Source organism: Tianweitania sediminis (genome assembly GCF_017813335.1).
In the GTDB taxonomy this organism is placed as follows: domain Bacteria; phylum Pseudomonadota; class Alphaproteobacteria; order Rhizobiales; family Rhizobiaceae; genus Tianweitania; species Tianweitania sediminis.
The window spans coordinates 143,183-157,336 of record NZ_JAGIYY010000008.1; the positions used below are offsets into that span (position 1 = coordinate 143,183).

Genomic DNA, 14,154 nt, shown 5'->3' on the forward strand with positions numbered 1-14,154 from the left:
TCATTGGAGCAAGCAATGGTGACGAACTCGGATCGTTTCGACTTGAGCAACTGGAAGTTGACCCTTCCGACGGACGCAAAAGGCGGGTCTTCCGGCACAGCGGTGGAGGTGAAAAATCTCTTCGGCTATGAGAACAGCAGCCACTTCTTCGATGCGGATGATGGCGCGATGGTTTTCCGCGCGCACGTCGGAGGGGCTACAACGAGTGGCTCGAAATATGCCCGCAGCGAACTTCGCGAAATGAACGGCACCGAGCGGGCCGCTTGGACGCTAAAGGAAGGCGGCACCATGACCGCCACGCTCCGAATCGAAAACGCCCCGTCCGTTGACGGGGAAGCTGGGCGTGTGATCGTCGGGCAAATTCACGGTGATGACCATGAACTGGTCCGGCTTTATTGGGAAAACGGCGAAATCTACTTCAAGAACGATCGAGCCGGATCCGGCGACAAGGAGCTTCGCTTCGATCTGCGCAATCACGAGGGCGCTCAGCCAAACGTCAGCCTGGGTGAAAGCTTTTCCTACAAGATCGACGCACGTGGCGATCGTCTGATTGTGGAGATCTTCGCCGATGGCCAAGTCTACAGTTCTGAAACCAGCATCAACAAGGTCTGGCAGGAGGACACCTTCTACTTCAAGGCAGGCGCGTATCTCGGCGTCAATGACACGCAGGGAAGCGGAACGGCGCAGGTTGCCTTTACCGGCCTTGACTTCAGTCACGCCGTGGATGGCGGACTTGGCGGCTGGAAGGCAGATGCGCTTCCGACATCGCCTGGAAACGGTCACCCGCTGCCGGAAGTGCCTGGCCCCCACATGCCGGTTCCTTCGCTGCCCAGCAAGGGAGACGGCGAGAGCGACGCGCCCGGACAGACCTTGTCGGGCACAGCGCGAAATGAAACCCTCGCTGGCTCAGGCGGCGACGACACGATCAGGGGTCAGGGCGGAGACGATGTCCTGAACGGCGCTTCTGGCGGCGACATCCTGTGGGGCAATGGCGGACGCGACATCTTGCGAGGCGGCGCAGGCGACGACTGGCTCAAGGGCGGGGACAGCAAGGACACGTATGTGTTTGAAACCAACCATGGCCACGACACGCTGGCAGAGTTTCGCAAAGGTGAGGCGCTGATCTTCGAAGCAGGATTGTTCGAATCCGTTTCCGACGCGAAGGGAGCGCTGCATCAAACGGACGACGGCATTGTCCTGGTCACAGGCAGCGATTCCAGCATTCTTTTCACGGACACCAGCTTTGACCATCTGAACGGAGCAGACTGGATCTTGCATGGCTGACCGACCGGCGGTCTGTTTGTTTGCAGAGCAGCCATCCAGATCAGAAACGGAAATCTTCGAGCAAGCCTTGCAACCTATGATCGGTCTTGTTGTTGATCATGCAAGGCTGGATTTCTGCGATGCTTGATGCTTACGGACTTCCTATCGAAAGCCGCGCCTATGCAGAGCGTCGGATCGAAATCGCCAGGCAGGGATATGAACTGAACTGCCTGCGCCGGGGCATGCCTGCGGATTGGTCGACTCTCCCGTCCGATGAACGGCACATGTGGCTGATGACTGCCGAGGCTATGCTTGAGCGAGCTTTGTCCGACGACATGGCGGCCGTTGCCTGAGCGACGTGCTCACCCGAGAAGGCGCTTGCTGAGGTCAATCAAGAGCCGCGGCAGGACGTCGAACGCATAGGGCTCGTGCAGGCGTTCGAGCGGCGTGTGATAGTCGCGCCCCCACGGACCGAGATTGACGATCGGGATGTCGGCAATGCCGCCGTCTGCCGGCCAGCGCACCCCCGCGTCCCACAACGGCGTATTGCGGGCAACGATGCCGAGCGCTGCTTCTTCCGCTTCGCCAAGGAAGCTCATATCGGAAATACCCGCGAAAACCGCGGTTGCGGTGAGCTGCGTCCCGTAGGTGGCTTCGGCCTCTGCCGCGAGATCTTGCGCCGATGCAAGGAGCCTCTGGGCGGCGGGCCCAGCCGACAAACGGGTCGGCAGATAAGGAACCGAACCGAACCCCACAACGATGGCAGGGCCCGAAAGGCCGCTCAGGTTCCAGGCAAGGGCCGTCAGCTCCCGACACTGGTCCGGCAAGGGCAGGGTGCTGGCCGCAAGCTCTTCAGCGCGTGCCTTGAGCAAGGCTGTGTTCTGCTCGTCCGCCTGGCACGCTGCGGTGTAAACGGCTTCGAACCGGTGGAGGGCGATGGGCTGATGCAACACTGTGGGCTTGCGGGACGCCTTTGAGCGGTCGCGCAACGTGGCAACAAGCGCGTCGGCCGCTTGTCCACAGAGTGTTTCGAAGCGGTCGAGCACGTCGGCCGGCGATTGCGTCGAACTCAGCACGTTGAAGGTCAGGAAGGCGAGTGCCGGCGTCGTCACGTCGTAGCCGGTCTTGCTGTCGCGCAAGCTGAGAAGGCTCGGCTGCGTGCCGGGCAATCCGTTTTCATCCGTGTCCGTGAGCTCCGGCGCCCATTCGACGCGTGCTGCAATGGCGCCTGCAATGGCGCCGGCATTGATGCCTGCGAGCGGAAAGCCGCTATGGGCGTGGACGCCTACCACAAGAGCGGTCGGCAGCACCTTGCCGATGGTGCCGAGCGCAATGATGCGGCCGTTGGCGCCATCCGGCTGGTCATCTGCGATCGCGTCGAGATTGATGGCGCCCACGAAGTCGAGGGCGAGATCCTGTGCAATCCCTGGAAGAAGCGATGCGGCGGCGCGAGCGCCGACGGAATTCACCTCTTCGTCTGGAACCGCGAGAAACAGGAGGTTGCCCCCCCTCTGTTCATCGGCCGCAAACGATGCGCAAGCGGCAAGCCCGGCCGCGAGCCCTGCCTTCATGTCGAGCAACCCGCGCCCGGGAAGGAAGTTGCCGCTCTGGAGGTCAGCGAGCGCGCGCTGTTCCGCTGCGGTTTGCGCGCCGCCGCTGCTGAGGCGCTCAAGCAATTGTTCCTTCAACCGTTCGGGACGTGTTGCGACAGGCTCAAGCGCCCCATAGTCTTCCGTGGTCACAGTGTCGTAGTGGCCAGTCAGGATCACTGTTTTGCGCCCGCTCCCCCGCACAAGCATGGCAACACAGTGGCGGGGATCGCCGAGGGCCACTGGAAAGCTCCAGCAACGGCTGTCCCCGAAAGCTTCGTCGGCCGCCAATTCGGTGGCAAGCCAGGGGCCGAGCGCCGCTTCGCCCACGCTGCCGCTGACACTGCCGAACTCCGTCAGCTTGATCGCCCAGGCGCGGGTGAACGCGGCCAGGTCGGCTTCCGATAAACGCATTGTGTGATCCCTGAGCTTTGGTGCGTGGTTTTTGCAAAAAACAGCCGAATTGCAAGCTGCTTTCGCCTTGCTGCACCGGGGTCCGCCGACACCGGGTGGCAAAGAGGGCGAGCAAAAAGCCGATCAGAATGGCCCGGACGGCGGCTGGCTGTTCGGTTGGGGCAAACACCACGCGCCCGATAGGGCGGGAGCCCGACGAAGCGCATCCGGCCGACCATGAGGGCGGCCGCAGAAGCCAGGGCAGCCAGAACGAGGATCGCGAACCGAGCAGCTTGAACGGGGAATGCCGATGGCCGTTCGCGTTATTGGGGAAGCCGATAAGCGACGACCTGGTCTGAAACTTCGGGCTTCAGGATGGAATTGCCGCCCACGGCGAACACAACATAGTCCACTCCGTTATGCGTGAACACGGCCGGTATCGATACCGCAGGGGCTTCCACCAGATCCGACCACAGTTCCTGCCCTGTGCGCGCGTCGAGGGCCCGCACGCGGGAGTCCACGGATGCTCCCAGGAAAACGACGCCGCCAGCGGTAACCACCGGTCCGCCCAGAGTCGGTGAACCCCAGGATTGGAGCCCATAGAAGCCTTTAAGCTGCGCTCGTCCGAAAGGCGTCTCGTAAAGCAACTCGCCTGTGTTCAAGTCGTATGCTGAGAACGTGCCGAAGGGCGGTTCCCAGCACGGCATGCCGGCCCAGTTGCTCCAATCCGTCAGGTGGATGCCGTAGGGTGCTCCTTTCTGGGGCGAATAGCCTTCTTCATTGCCTCCTTCGGGGCCCTGGATCTGTTCGTATTCTGCGCGCGGGATCAGACGGATCAACTGCACGATGCGCGAGGCATTCACATAAAGCGTGGCGTTGCGCGGGTCGACGGCCACGCCCCCCCAATTGGTCGCTCCGGCCGTGCCTGGAAAAAACAAGGTTCCCTGTTCCGAGGGGGGCGTGAACATGCCCTGGTAGAGGTATTTCTCGCGATCGCGTGAGCACTGGCCGAAGCTGACCAGATCGGCGATCCACCAGACGCCGGGAAGTTCGAGCGGGTTACCAACCGGGCGCGGGGTCATGGCGAATGGTTGGGTGGGCGCCGCAGCCTCGCCCTCCGCAGTGCTTGGCGGCGTCGCGCGCTCTTCGATCTCAAACAGCGGCTCGCCGGTGCGGCGGTCGAGCACGAACAGAAAGCCCTGCTTGGTCGCCTGCACCAAGGCAGGAATCGACTGCCCGTTCCGCACGATGTTGACGAGGCTCGGTGCCGACGGTGTGTCATAGTCCCAGATATCGTGATTGACATGCTGGAAGCTCCACACGACCTCGCCGGTCCGCAGATCAATGGCGCTCACCGACGTTGCCATCGGGATGGGCTCTTTGCGCGCTCCTCCCCAGTAATTGGGGCTGGGCGACGAGACAGGGGCATAGACCATGCCCAGCTCCGGATCAGCAGTCATCGCTGTCCAGATGTTGGCGGTGCCGGTGCGGGGGATCAGTTCTTCGGGAATGAAGCTGGTTTCCCACAAAAGTTTGCCGGTGCGTGCATCAATGGCCATAAGATTGCCCGGAGGGGCAACGCTGAAGGCCCAGTCCTTGCCGGCCCATCCGAGCAGCAGGATATCACCTACGACAAGCGGCGGCTGCAGCAGTGAAAACGGAAACACGTCATTGACGGTGTTCCACTGGTTGACGTTCAGGACGCCACCGTCGCCAAATCCCTCACACCGCTGGCCCGTATCGGCATCGATCGCGTGCAGTTCGGCATCCATCGTGCCTAGGAAGACGCGCTTCTCGCACCTGCCCGCCTGGCCGCTCTCCCAATACGCGACCCCCCGGTTCTTGAGCGCCGGCTGCGTCAGCGCCTCGAGACGGGAGTCGCTGGAATACGACCAGCGCTGAAGACCAGTCGCAGGGTCGAGCGCAACGACGCGGTAAAACGGCGTGCCGAGGTAGAGTGTCTCGTTTGCGTAGATCGGGGTTGCGGACCAAACCGTTTCCGGAATCTCGCCGGAACCGTCGGACACGTCGCCGGTGTGGAATTCCCAGGCACGCTCGAGGTTGCCGACTGTGTCCGGGGTCAAGCTCTGGACGTTGGAGAACTTCGTGGAGCCCACGTCGCCGTGGAATGCGGTCCATTCCGACTGCTGCGCGCTGGCACTTCCCGTGGCAGCCAGCAAGCAAGAAGAGAGCAAGGCGGCAACGCATCGGCGCGCGATCATACGGCCCTCCGGTGGGAACTGAGGAAAGGAGCGGCGACAAGGGCCAGCGCTGCTGCCGCCATCACAACGGCCAAGGCGAACTGCATCAGGAAGTAACCGGCAATTGCGGTCAGGACCGCCGCAACAACCAGAACAGCGATCACCACTGGCCGGCTCGGCAATTTGCGAAAAGCAAGCAGCCCCGCGCCCAAGCACGTCACCAGTGCCCCGATCAACGCCAGCAAGGCACCAAGAGTGCCGTCGACGCCGGTGTTACCAAGCGGTCCTGCATAGGCGATAATGGCCAGCACGAGGCCAACCAAACCGAGAAAGCCGGCGGCTAGATAGCGTGTCTGCATGGCGAGCTAACCTGAAGCCCGCCGAAAGGTTCCGCCTTGGAAATCCAAGACAGAGGAGATGATCTGCCGATGGCGCATCACTCCAAGGCATGGGCTGAGCCGAGATACAGGAGCCGTGTAGCCGCACCCGCATCTTTGCGCATCAAGGACTTGAGAGTTTGGTGGGCCCGGAGGGCCTGCCTCATGTCAGCAAAATCAAAGTGCTATAGGACAGGTCGCCACAGGTTCGCCAACCCGGTTAGCCACGCTTCTTTCGGCCACTCATCAACGTCGTCACCTTGTCCATTCCCTCGGTGGCCAGCAACGCCTGCTCAGCTTCGCGGGAATAGAGTTCCGCATGCTCGATGTTCTCATGGCCAAGCACCTTCATAAGCTGCCGCGTGGTGGCTCCACCTTCCGCCATCAGCTTGCCAAGTGTCTTCCTTAGCCCGTGAAGGGTACAGCCCGGGCCCATGCCGGCCATCTTCGTCCAGTGCGCCATCATGCCGGTCATGGACTTGATGGAAAACGGATTGCCGTAGGCATTGACCAACACCGTTTCGCCGCGCCGCTCCGTGGCATCCAGCACTTCCGCAAGCATGGGCGAGATCGGCAAGAACAACTCCCCGCCGTCCCCTTTGCCCTGCTCGACGGTAAACCCCTCCACGCGGCGCGCTTCGCCGTTCTGGATGATGGTGCGGACGCACTGCTGATCCCATCGGAGAGTGGCCACGTCTTCGCGTCTGTTACCGAGCCAAAGGGCTATGGAGTAGGCGAGGCGGGGCGTCGTTCCTATCGGCCACCGTTCCTCGAACTTCTCGATCTCCCCCACCTTCCAAGCCCGCCATCCCTTATAGTCTGGCCGATGCTTCAGCTTGTAGGATGGATCGATTTCGATCCACTCCTGGTCAAGCGCGTACTCCAGCATCTTGCGGATGGTGACGACCAGATGCTTCGCCTTGTGCGGGGTATCCGAATACTGCGAAATCAGAGCTTTTAGATGCCGGCGCCGCATGTCGCGAACCGGCATGTCTTTCCAGAGCGCGGCCACTCCGGGCGCTACCTGCGAGTGCAGCCACATCTCGGCCAGGTACGTGTTCTTTGACTTGGTGGCGGCATCGTGTGCTTTCCAGGCCGATGTGGTTACAACGCCTTTCCACGCCGCCCCGAAGCTCTCTGGTAACGATGCGCCGGGCAGTGGAACGATCTCGGTCTTCTTGCCCCCGAAGCCTGCGGCAGCGTCCTCATAAGCCCTTTCGAAGTCAGGGTCGCCCGGCTGTCCGGGGAGGGAACGCTGCTTCCCGTTACGGCGAAACCGCCAGCGAGTTACCCCGTGGCGGTCCTTGTACTGTGAGGCGTTCGGATACTCTGCCGTCATGATGCGCGGACGCTACGCCGCTTGACCGCGCCCTGACAAGGCTGCATCGATCATGTTCTCTGCTGATGGCAGGTCGGTGAAAGCCATGTCCAGCGCCATGCGATCCCAGATCACACGGCCATCGATGCGCTTGGCTCGCGGCATCCTACGGTCAGCCACCATCTGATCGAACTTCGCGGCGCTGACACCGACATAGCGCGCGGCCTCTTCCCGGCTCAAGCCGCGGGGCGGATAGGAAAGCGGATCGGGGCGAAGGTTTGCCATCAGTATTTCGCCTCCATGACTGCTGGACGGCTGATGCCCGGTAACTCGGTGCTCAAGTAACCAGAGCGCCTTAGCCTCAGTAGATCCCCGCAGATTTCAGAATACTGGAACCACTCCCCGTTGATCCGGTATTCTGAGAACCGCTCATGCAGCGCGGCTTCGTCAGCCATCGATCCTGGTCGAGCGCCGAAAAACTCGATCTTCTTGGCACTGGCGGTTTGAAGTGTCTTCAGGCGAGAAGCGACGTCCCGGCTAAAGCCAATCTTCACGGCACCATCGCAGACAAAGAAATAGACCCAACCGCTATTGAATGGCGTCCACTCTAAGTCTTCGTCGGCCCGGAGCATCAGTTCACTGAAAGATGGGGCTGTTCGCTCGCCCTCGCCGGAGCCAGTCACCCACTTGCTCCAAGCGGCAGCGGTATCTGGCCACCCGATATTGAACGTTTCGAGCTCTGCATATTCACAGTCACGAACCGTGCAGAACTCATCGACCTGATAAGCGAGATGCGGCTCGCCAAAGAGATCGTCCACCAGAGTTAGAGATACGATCTGTTTGTCTTCTTTCAGCCGAACAGCATAGAGACGGCGCGTCATCCCCCACCTCCTTCGCGCCTGACAGGGATGCTGGCGGCTTCGGCGCGGCGGATCATGTCAGCCGTTCCGCGACCTCCGGGGAAGGCAATCACCAGATCCGGCTTGCCTTCATCGATCATGCGCTGGTTGCGGATCGGGCCAGCCGCTTTGCCGTGGGTTTTCCAGTCGGCGGGGAATGTCTCTATGTGCTTCCTGGAGAAGGTCGCCCAACTCGCTGCCGCCAAGTCGGCACCGGTCGCACCGCCTTCGATGATGACCTCGACACTATCGAGCGCATCCAAGATCTGGTGAACGTAGTCACGATTATCGTAGTCGCGACCGCCGCAAACGAGAACGCGCGTCATGGCCCCACCTTCGCAACACCGATGATGACTGCCAAGGCTTGCCCTATGGCGGCGATAAGGATGACCGTCCCGGCAAAGGTCCAGAACGATGAAAAGATGAATTGCAGGACCTCAAGCATCCCGCCCCTCCGTGTCTTCCGGCTCGTAGGCGCCATTCTCAAAACCGCGTCTGCCCATGGCGATGCGTCCGACGAAAGACTTGCCGACTTGTAAGCCGTAAAGCGCGGTGATCTCATTGGTGGCGAAGTGTTTGCGAGCCATGCGCCGCGTCTCGCCTATGGGCTTGGAAAGCAGCGTTCCAGTGTGGAACCGCATTTGACCGGGATTGGCTGGCGCTCCCCAGAACAGCTTAATCATCGGCTTGCCCCTCCGTGTCTTCCGGCCTTTCCCCGGCGAGGTAAGCTACAGCCTGGCGCATCACGTCTCGCAATGCTTCGGCCGGGCTTCCTCCATGCGTATCGCAATGGAAGCCGTCATCTAGCGGCTCGCCTGCCTTGACACCCACCAGGAGCGCAGCCTGCGATCCGTTGCCGTCCACAGCACATGAAGCATGGGCGCCGACGGAACACTGCCCCACGCTCCACCAGAAGCCGGGCAGGGCTGCCTCGAATTCGGCAATGGCTGCGGCGAAGTCTGCAGTGTTCGTTTCCCAGCCGGTAAGGATGATGTCCATCAGCGGGGCTCCTCATCGATAGGCCACGAAATGATCTCGTCCTGGTAGGCAGAAGCAGACAGCCAGCCGAAGGAGAGCGTCATGCGTTCGCATTGGCGCTTTGCCATCCAGACGACGATGAAGTGAGGCAGGATCTTCGTCCAAGGTGCGAGCATCAGCGGGGCTCCTGAGATTGGAGGGCTCGCAATAGCGCAATGCAAACGGCAATGGCGGCAGTCCGGCCATGGCTGTATCGTTCAGGCCCGGTAGCGCTTCCGTCTGCATTGTAGAACGCGACATGCGCCATCCAGCCGACTGTGACGCCGTTGTCGATCTTCGCAAGCGGGTGGTAGTCTGGTAATCCTTCAATCGCGTTGTACGGGGTAAGCTGCCCGCCAGCACAAAAGAAGCAGATCACCTTCCGACCTTGCAAAGCGATAACGCTCTCGCACAGCGCCACAGCCGCATCGATGGACGCCGTGTAGGCGGGAGGCATCGTTGTGCCCTCGATGTCTGTTAGGGCATACGCGATATCGTCCTCAGACCATTCACCAGACTGACCAACACGCGCGAGGATTTCCAGATCTACGGCACGATCCGGCCCGGTCAGCGCAGCCAGTCGCTCAATCAGTCTCTCGCGCTCAACCACGGCCAGCCTCCTGAGGTTTAGCTAAGGCGCGCGCAAGCCATGGAGTGAAGACGAACCAAACGTCGCCGGCATCGGCATAACCCATCGGGTCTTTGTGTTTGGACGGGTCAAAAACGGTGCGCTCAGTTAGCCCAAGTTCTTCCGCTTGCTCCTGAATGAACTCCCCACCTTCGCATCCTTCCCAGCATTCCCGGATCATACGGGCAGCAAAGATCGCCAAAGCCTCCACTTCGGAGGGTGTCAGCTTTTCAATGGCAGATCGGTTCAGGCGCTCAACCACGGCCTTCTCCTTCCTGGTTGTCGGACTGGAGAGCGGTGCGGGCAGGCGAAAGCGTACCTCGCGTTCTCGCGTAGGCCATATACTGCTCAACCTTCATTTGCTTCGGTGCGAAGCAGGTCGTTACTGTTGGCAGCAAACCTTCATGCTCAAGCATGTTGTAGACGGCCAGCAGGTCGCCCATCTCTGACGCGATTCGCTCAGCGTTGGTTCGATCCTGTCCCGGCTTTTTGTCGTCCAAACCGAAGCGGAGAGCCTTCGCGACCTCCTGCGCGACTTCGGCGCACTCTTCAGCCAGGCACGTCAGCAAATGCTCTTGCGCGTTCATCGGCCCGCTCCTGGCTGGGAGAGAACAGCCTTCGCATTGAAGTTGGCCTCATCGATCTTGTTGAGAAGATCCGCCACACGGTTCAGCTTCTTGCCGTCCTTGATCCCGCACTTGTCCAAATCGGCCAAGTGATTATCGATCCGCGTGGTAAGCCCGCGTAGCGTCTCTTCCAGCGCCTCCCTCTGTGCATCTGCATCGGGTGCGAGTTGGCGAAGAACAAGCACCGGGGGTTCACCGTTCGGCCCCTTTGATGCCAGACGTGCGGCTTCGACACATGCAGCTTCAAGCGTCTTCTGCCGTTCGATGATGACGCCTTCGGCCATGAGGACGCCATTCACATACCTGTCGAAGTGAAACGGCGGTCCGGCATCGGGTGCGAGTTGGCGGGAGCGGAGCTTGGCTGCCAGTACGTTGATCTGCTCTTCAAGCGTATTGCAGTTTTGAAGCAGCGCAATGTACCGCGCCGCATCCTGCTTCGGCTCACCAGCCTGCGAGGGCTTTGGTTCTGTTGGCTGACGGGTGCGGGCTTCGAGCCGATCCGCTGCTTCGAGCATAGCAGCCACTGCAAGGTATTCTGCGCCGCCTTGATACTCGCGCCACGGCTTTCGCAACCGCTCAACCAACCCCGCCTCGCGCTCGGCATCCTCACCAGCGCCATCCGCGCGACCGATACCATCGCAGTCAGGGCAATCCGCAGTGCCTTCATCGCCTGCGTCTCCGGGTTCGCCGTGCAAGTAGCGCTCCCAATTCGTGACGACTTCACCGTTGCCCTGACAGGTCTGGCAGATCTCACCGGCGCCGGGGGCAGGCTCGGGCTCACTGGCGGGGGAGCGCTCGCCAAGCTGGGGGTGGGCGAGTCCCGTTCCTCCACAACCTGTGCAAGCGTACCCCATGCCACCGCACTGAGGGCAGAGACCCCCCGCCTCGCCTTCCATGGCGGCAATGGCGGCGCGGGCTGCTTCTTCGATGCCCTCCCACTCCACACGGCCTGTCCACACACCGTAAGGGTAGAAGCGAACCTTCAGCTTGCTCTTGATCGCGTCGTGTACCTGCTGTTCCCGCGCCACGGTCTCAATCGTCATGGGGTTTCTCCTGAAGGGCTGAACGGGCGGCGCGGAGGAAGCGGCCTCGCTTTTCAGGGCCGCAGTGGGCGATCTTGCGAACCGCTTGCTCGAACGGCAGTACCCAAGCATCAGGCTTCCCAGCCCATGTGTAGCCGTTGCCGCCGATGCGCCAGACGCCGTTCTCGGTCTCTATGTGGACGCCCACGCCAGCCCATGATCGGGCGCGTGCGCTGTTTGGGTATTGCTGCAGATACTTTTGCGTGATGAAGTCGGGGCCGAATAGCTTTCCCATAGCTCAGGCCTCCTCTGGTGCGGGCGGAAAGCTTGGGTGCGACGTCCAATGGGTGTGGTAGTCAGGCCAATCGTCGCAAAGGGGGCTGCCGATATAGGCAGGCTCGCCCAGCCATTGCCCGTCTAGCCACGCCCACCAAACGGCATGGCCGAAATCCTCGTGCCATTCGTCCAGTGGCCGCGCCTTCACGCTCTGCCCACTCTCAGCGCGGAGGAAGGGGGCAGCGGCTCCGAGGGCGGCGCGCATGTCCGAGCGATGATCCTCGACTGCCGTCCCCATGTATCCACCCAAGGATTCCACCTCGGCCATTGGGGGCATGTCTTTGAACCATGCTTGGAGCGCCGCCTCCACCGCTTCATCTGTGACGGTCATGTCGGGGTTGGCAGGGGTCATGCGGCTGCCTCCAGAAGTTCGGCGTCGAGATATGCAGCGATTACTTCCGCCGCGACTTGCGGGACAATGGCATTGCCAAGAGCTCTGAGCTTCCCGACCCGCGCCTCTACTCCGTGGGCGAGCAATCGAAGAGGTGGGGCATCGCCTGAGACGGCTTCAAAAGCCTGTCGAGCAGAGCGTGCCAGTAGTTGTGACAATACGTGCAGAGCGTCTGGATGTTCTCCGGCGTGTTGTTCGTCAGATCCCCGTCTTTGTGATGGGCATGGAGATCCATCGTGTACCCGCAGGCCTCGCAGACCATCCCGCGCAACTTTCGCGACTGCGCTCGATACCCGGCCGTCGTCAAAGCGCCTTTCGAGTTCGCACAAGTAAGGGAGCAATATCTCCGCTTCACGAATGCCGAAAAATCCTCGAGGTTCTTGCCATACCGTTTGCGCTGCAACTTGATCCCGCAGCGCTCGCAGGACTTCTCGGGATCGGCGTTCCGTTGCCTTGGCATATTGCCCTACCTCTTCGGCCGCTTCGGCATAGAAGTCGGCGCACAATCCATCCAAGCTTTCGGGAAGCCCATCAACCACGCTACGAAGGTTGGATCCAACGCGCCGGGCTTTTCCGTCGGATCCTGGGAGCCAGCTATGACATGCCCACGGATGGCTACCAGTCCGGCTGAGTTTCCCGCTTCGTTGTTCCCGTTGCGCGCTGGCGCTAGGCTCGTAGGCGTGGGCCACATTGCCGCGTCTAGCGCCACCCTCGTTGCCAAGGGCGCCGATCCAAGCCCCTTCCCGGGATACTTCTCGTATTCTGTCTGCTTTCGTCTCAGCCAGCTTTCCGGCGATTCCTCGTGCCCGCACTTGGGCGTCGGCCACAAACCACAGGCGATCTCTTCGATGGGGCGCATCGACGGCACAAGCCGGGACAACGGTCGCCCCGCAGGCGTAACCGATGCCTTCCAGGTCAGCCGACACTCCGTCGAGCCAATCCTTTCCAACCGCTGCCGCAACCTGCTCTCCCATGACGACATCGGGCCGACAGGCTCGGATGAGATCGAAGAAGACGGGCCAGAGATGGCGTTCGTCGTTCTGGCCTTCGCCTTTGCCTGCGACGGAGAATGGCTGGCAGGGGCAGCTTCCGGTCCAGAGTAACCGGCTGTCAGGCCATCCAGCCAGTCGAGCTGCATACGACCATCCGCCAATGCCCGCGAAGAAATGGCACTGAGAATAGCCGCGTAAGTCGTCTGGCTGGACATCGACAATGCTCCGCTCGTCCACGTCGCCGGGCGCGATATGGCCGGCTTCGATCAGGTTGCGGAGCCATTGCGCCGCGTAGGGGTCAAACTCGTTGTAGTAGGCTGCTGGAGCGCTCACCGGATCACCTCACCGGTTGCGATGTGACGACGGGGGAGAGGGGCGCGGGGCGGAAACAGGCCACCCACGGCGCGCAGCAAGCACCACGTCAGAACGGCGTAAGCGAGGATGACGTAGATGATCAGGCCGATAAGGAGGGTCACAGCGGTTCTCCGCTTTTCCCGCCACCGACTGCCGCGTTCAGAATCGCACCCGCGGCGCCCGCGAATAGGAGTATGATGAGGGCCGTGGTCATGCCGCCTTCACCTCCGTCATCGCATCCTCGATGTCGCGCAGCATCAAGTACTCGCTGCGTACATCCATGCGTTCGCCCTGCGGCTTTGGCCGGCAAAGGGTGCGCTCGAGCAACCGGATCCGGGTACGGACTTCGGTGAGGGAGATGCGCTCTACCGGGTTCATGCCAGCGCACTCCACAGCAGAGTGGCAATCCAGAGGCTGACGAGGAGCATCAGAACTGGTGACCTTCGGGCCAGCCAGGCGAGGGCACCGGTGGGTTCGGGGATGAAGTTGTGAACCCCGTCCATCGTGATAGGGGCGCGGTTCATGACAGAACCTCAGCACCGCGACCAATCACAGTCTCCACGATCCTGGTCTTCATGGCCGCGAACGTGTCGTAGTTGCGCGTCCAGTTGCTGGCTGAGAGCCGAGCGCTTTGGATTGCGTGGCGCCGGTTTATGTCCCGGTTGATGCCTTCGTCATACCGGAAGGTGGTGAGGCCCGACCATGCACCGGTCTTCGGGCATTGGATCTGAACTTGGAGGGTTGCCAT

General features: G+C 61.4%; 25 protein-coding genes. 3 read left to right on the forward strand and 22 right to left on the reverse strand.

Going from position 1 to position 14,154, the window contains the following annotated elements:
* Positions 1 to 15: 15 nt before the first annotated feature.
* Genes J5Y06_RS18415 through J5Y06_RS18420 form a run of 3 tightly spaced genes read left to right on the forward strand, consistent with a single transcriptional unit; the run spans position 16 to position 1,616 of the window.
* Entirely contained in the window at positions 16 to 1,284 is a 1,269-nt protein-coding gene (locus J5Y06_RS18415; RefSeq protein WP_209336649.1) for a polysaccharide lyase family 7 protein, read from the forward strand.
* Complete coding sequence (locus J5Y06_RS23335) at positions 1,277 to 1,411, forward strand: hypothetical protein (RefSeq protein ID WP_280819294.1); 135 nt, start codon at positions 1,277 to 1,279, stop codon at positions 1,409 to 1,411. The genes J5Y06_RS18415 and J5Y06_RS23335 overlap by 8 nt, the downstream gene beginning before the upstream one ends.
* Positions 1,404 to 1,616, forward strand: coding sequence for a hypothetical protein (locus J5Y06_RS18420; RefSeq protein WP_209336650.1), 213 nt, complete (start codon positions 1,404 to 1,406; stop codon positions 1,614 to 1,616). The genes J5Y06_RS23335 and J5Y06_RS18420 overlap by 8 nt, the downstream gene beginning before the upstream one ends.
* Positions 1,617 to 1,625: 9 nt before the next feature.
* Here the strand turns inward: J5Y06_RS18420 and J5Y06_RS18425 are convergent, their stop codons facing one another.
* The 22 genes from J5Y06_RS18425 to J5Y06_RS18525 all read right to left on the reverse strand — a co-directional run bounded on the left by J5Y06_RS18425 (position 1,626) and on the right by J5Y06_RS18525 (position 14,154).
* A complete protein-coding gene (locus J5Y06_RS18425; RefSeq protein WP_209336651.1) occupies positions 1,626 to 3,266 on the reverse strand; it encodes a M20/M25/M40 family metallo-hydrolase in 1,641 nt (546 codons plus the stop codon).
* Positions 3,267 to 3,568: 302 nt separating this feature from the next.
* Complete coding sequence (locus J5Y06_RS18430; RefSeq protein WP_209336652.1) at positions 3,569 to 5,467, reverse strand: pyrroloquinoline quinone-dependent dehydrogenase; 1,899 nt, start codon at positions 5,465 to 5,467, stop codon at positions 3,569 to 3,571.
* On the reverse strand, positions 5,464 to 5,805 hold the full coding sequence (locus J5Y06_RS18435; protein WP_209336653.1) for a hypothetical protein: 342 nt from the start codon (positions 5,803 to 5,805) through the stop codon (positions 5,464 to 5,466). Before J5Y06_RS18435 ends, J5Y06_RS18430 begins: the two co-directional genes overlap by 4 nt.
* A gap of 238 nt (positions 5,806 to 6,043) precedes the next feature.
* Complete coding sequence (locus J5Y06_RS18440; RefSeq protein ID WP_209336654.1) at positions 6,044 to 7,162, reverse strand: tyrosine-type recombinase/integrase; 1,119 nt, start codon at positions 7,160 to 7,162, stop codon at positions 6,044 to 6,046.
* 12 nt (positions 7,163 to 7,174) lie between these two features.
* Positions 7,175 to 7,426: a hypothetical protein gene (locus tag J5Y06_RS18445; RefSeq protein ID WP_209336655.1), complete on the reverse strand. Its 252-nt coding sequence runs from the start codon at positions 7,424 to 7,426 to the stop codon at positions 7,175 to 7,177.
* Positions 7,426 to 8,022: a GIY-YIG nuclease family protein gene (locus tag J5Y06_RS18450; protein ID WP_209336656.1), complete on the reverse strand. Its 597-nt coding sequence runs from the start codon at positions 8,020 to 8,022 to the stop codon at positions 7,426 to 7,428. The genes J5Y06_RS18445 and J5Y06_RS18450 overlap by 1 nt, the downstream gene beginning before the upstream one ends.
* On the reverse strand, positions 8,019 to 8,366 hold the full coding sequence (locus tag J5Y06_RS18455) for a DUF2493 domain-containing protein (protein WP_209336657.1): 348 nt from the start codon (positions 8,364 to 8,366) through the stop codon (positions 8,019 to 8,021). The genes J5Y06_RS18450 and J5Y06_RS18455 overlap by 4 nt, the downstream gene beginning before the upstream one ends.
* Positions 8,363 to 8,485 (reverse strand): hypothetical protein, encoded by a 123-nt coding sequence (locus tag J5Y06_RS23340; protein WP_280819295.1) that lies wholly within the window; start codon positions 8,483 to 8,485, stop codon positions 8,363 to 8,365. Before J5Y06_RS23340 ends, J5Y06_RS18455 begins: the two co-directional genes overlap by 4 nt.
* Positions 8,478 to 8,723, reverse strand: a complete 246-nt coding sequence (locus J5Y06_RS18460; protein ID WP_209336658.1) for a hypothetical protein — start codon at positions 8,721 to 8,723, stop codon at positions 8,478 to 8,480. Before J5Y06_RS18460 ends, J5Y06_RS23340 begins: the two co-directional genes overlap by 8 nt.
* Positions 8,716 to 9,039: a hypothetical protein gene (locus J5Y06_RS18465; protein ID WP_209336659.1), complete on the reverse strand. Its 324-nt coding sequence runs from the start codon at positions 9,037 to 9,039 to the stop codon at positions 8,716 to 8,718. Before J5Y06_RS18465 ends, J5Y06_RS18460 begins: the two co-directional genes overlap by 8 nt.
* A complete protein-coding gene (locus J5Y06_RS18470; protein WP_209336660.1) occupies positions 9,039 to 9,194 on the reverse strand; it encodes a hypothetical protein in 156 nt (51 codons plus the stop codon). Before J5Y06_RS18470 ends, J5Y06_RS18465 begins: the two co-directional genes overlap by 1 nt.
* The gene (locus J5Y06_RS18475; RefSeq protein ID WP_209336661.1) at positions 9,194 to 9,667 is read right to left on the reverse strand and encodes a hypothetical protein; all 474 of its coding nucleotides are present in this window, start codon (positions 9,665 to 9,667) and stop codon (positions 9,194 to 9,196) included. The genes J5Y06_RS18470 and J5Y06_RS18475 overlap by 1 nt, the downstream gene beginning before the upstream one ends.
* Positions 9,660 to 9,947: a hypothetical protein gene (locus J5Y06_RS18480; protein WP_209336662.1), complete on the reverse strand. Its 288-nt coding sequence runs from the start codon at positions 9,945 to 9,947 to the stop codon at positions 9,660 to 9,662. The genes J5Y06_RS18475 and J5Y06_RS18480 overlap by 8 nt, the downstream gene beginning before the upstream one ends.
* A complete protein-coding gene (locus J5Y06_RS18485; protein ID WP_209336663.1) occupies positions 9,940 to 10,272 on the reverse strand; it encodes a MazG nucleotide pyrophosphohydrolase domain-containing protein in 333 nt (110 codons plus the stop codon). Before J5Y06_RS18485 ends, J5Y06_RS18480 begins: the two co-directional genes overlap by 8 nt.
* Positions 10,269 to 11,354: a hypothetical protein gene (locus J5Y06_RS18490; RefSeq protein WP_209336664.1), complete on the reverse strand. Its 1,086-nt coding sequence runs from the start codon at positions 11,352 to 11,354 to the stop codon at positions 10,269 to 10,271. The genes J5Y06_RS18485 and J5Y06_RS18490 overlap by 4 nt, the downstream gene beginning before the upstream one ends.
* A complete protein-coding gene (locus J5Y06_RS18495; RefSeq protein WP_209336665.1) occupies positions 11,344 to 11,628 on the reverse strand; it encodes a hypothetical protein in 285 nt (94 codons plus the stop codon). Before J5Y06_RS18495 ends, J5Y06_RS18490 begins: the two co-directional genes overlap by 11 nt.
* A gap of 3 nt (positions 11,629 to 11,631) precedes the next feature.
* A complete protein-coding gene (locus J5Y06_RS18500) occupies positions 11,632 to 12,021 on the reverse strand; it encodes a hypothetical protein (RefSeq protein WP_209336666.1) in 390 nt (129 codons plus the stop codon).
* The gene (locus J5Y06_RS23155) at positions 12,018 to 13,385 is read right to left on the reverse strand and encodes a DNA cytosine methyltransferase (protein ID WP_342453458.1); all 1,368 of its coding nucleotides are present in this window, start codon (positions 13,383 to 13,385) and stop codon (positions 12,018 to 12,020) included. The genes J5Y06_RS18500 and J5Y06_RS23155 overlap by 4 nt, the downstream gene beginning before the upstream one ends.
* Complete coding sequence (locus J5Y06_RS18510) at positions 13,382 to 13,528, reverse strand: hypothetical protein (protein WP_209336667.1); 147 nt, start codon at positions 13,526 to 13,528, stop codon at positions 13,382 to 13,384. The genes J5Y06_RS23155 and J5Y06_RS18510 overlap by 4 nt, the downstream gene beginning before the upstream one ends.
* 88 nt (positions 13,529 to 13,616) lie before the next feature.
* Complete coding sequence (locus J5Y06_RS18515) at positions 13,617 to 13,784, reverse strand: hypothetical protein (protein WP_209336668.1); 168 nt, start codon at positions 13,782 to 13,784, stop codon at positions 13,617 to 13,619.
* A complete protein-coding gene (locus tag J5Y06_RS18520) occupies positions 13,781 to 13,930 on the reverse strand; it encodes a hypothetical protein (RefSeq protein WP_209336669.1) in 150 nt (49 codons plus the stop codon). Before J5Y06_RS18520 ends, J5Y06_RS18515 begins: the two co-directional genes overlap by 4 nt.
* Complete coding sequence (locus tag J5Y06_RS18525; RefSeq protein WP_209336670.1) at positions 13,927 to 14,154, reverse strand: hypothetical protein; 228 nt, start codon at positions 14,152 to 14,154, stop codon at positions 13,927 to 13,929. The genes J5Y06_RS18520 and J5Y06_RS18525 overlap by 4 nt, the downstream gene beginning before the upstream one ends.